This is a genomic window from Sphingobium sp. ba1 (genome assembly GCF_000743655.1).
In the GTDB taxonomy this organism is placed as follows: domain Bacteria; phylum Pseudomonadota; class Alphaproteobacteria; order Sphingomonadales; family Sphingomonadaceae; genus Sphingobium.
This window is the reverse complement of sequence record NZ_JPPQ01000065.1, coordinates 1-1,444: the sequence shown is the minus strand read 5'-3', so window position 1 is coordinate 1,444 and position 1,444 is coordinate 1. Positions and strand designations below refer to the sequence as shown.

Here is a 1,444-nt window from a genome sequence, read left to right as displayed (position 1 = left end):
CTTCGCCCTGGACTTCCTCGACCGTCGAGCCGTTGGTGGTGGCGAACCAGTCGATCGCCTGCTGCCGGGTCCAGCGCTTGGCGTGGAGGCCGGTGTCGACCACCAGGCGGCAGCAGCGATAGGCGATCGACTGGAGATAGCCCAGCCGCCCCGCGACATCGCCGTCATAGGCTCCCAGCTCGTCGCCCAGTTGCTCGGCATAGAGCGCCCAGCCCTCGCTATAGGCGTTGAAGGGGAGGAGCGAGCGGATGAGGGGCAGCTTATAGCTATATTCGCCCTGCCAGATATGCCCCGGAATGCCCTCATGATAGGTGAGGGTGGGCAGGCTGTAGCGCGGCCAGCTGTTGGTATCGCGCAGGTTGATATAATAGTTACCGGGCACGCTGCCGTCGATCGACCCCGCGCCCGCATAGGCGCCGGGCATCCCGGCCTCGATCTCCACGGGGACGCGCTTGACGATCAGCTTGGCGGGGACCAGCGTCGCGAAGGCGCGCGGCAGGCGGGTGCGGATGTCGGTCAGGCGGCCTTCGATATAGGCGAGGATCTGGGCGCGGCCGCTTTCGTCATCGGGGAAGAGGTGGCGCGGGTCTTTGCCCATTGCGGTCATGCGTTCGCCGACGGTGCCTTTGGTGAGGCCCAGTCCTTTGAGCAGCCCGTCCATCTGGCTTTGCAGTGCGGCGAGTTGGTCGAGGCCGAGCACATGGACCTCTTCGGGGGTCATGGTCGTGGTGGTCCCGGCCTTGAGCGCCCAGGCATAATAGGCTTCGCCATCGGGGAGTTTCCACACGCCTGCATCCATGGTGGCGGTGGCGCGCTGGCGGGTGAGTTCGGCGACCTGGGCGGCGAGCGCGGGGGCGACCTGGTCGCGGACGATCTTCGCGGCCTTCGCGCCATAGTCGCCGGGCATCGCGGCGGTGCGGCGGGCGAGCGAGGCGACGGGTACCCATTGGTCGACCGGCTGGCGCTGGACCGTCGCCATCTGGCCCAGCGTCTTGTCGAGCAGGAAGGCGGGCGCGGTGACGCCGATGCCTGCATCATGGCGCAGCCGTTGCGTTTCGCCCGCGAGATTGGCGGCATAGGCGGACAGGCGGGCGAGATAAGCGTCGGCGTCAGCGGGGGTTTCGATGCCGTGATTGGCGTCGAGGAAGTCGGGGGTTTCGACGAAGCTGCCGGTATTTTGCGCCACGGCATAGGGCGCGTTGCGGTAGGACCAGTTGCTGTTCATCATCGCCATTTCGCCGAACGGGAAGGCAAACCCTTCGGCGGCGAGTTCGTGGGCGGCGCGGGCGACCTCGACATCGGTGCGGGTGGCGGGGGAGAGCGGGGCCAAGTCTATGGCGCGCAAGGTGGCGAGGCGGTCGGCGACATGGGCGGCGATCTGCGCCTGACCCGCCGGGCTTTTGTTGCCGAGGCGGCTTTTGAGCGCGGCGCGGGGGCCAGTGTC

At 67.7% G+C, this 1,444-nt stretch carries 1 protein-coding gene; it reads right to left on the bottom strand.

The features are described from left to right. A partial coding sequence (locus IL54_RS02925; protein WP_037473104.1) for a DUF885 domain-containing protein occupies positions 1-1,444 on the bottom strand: 1,444 nt, incomplete at both ends.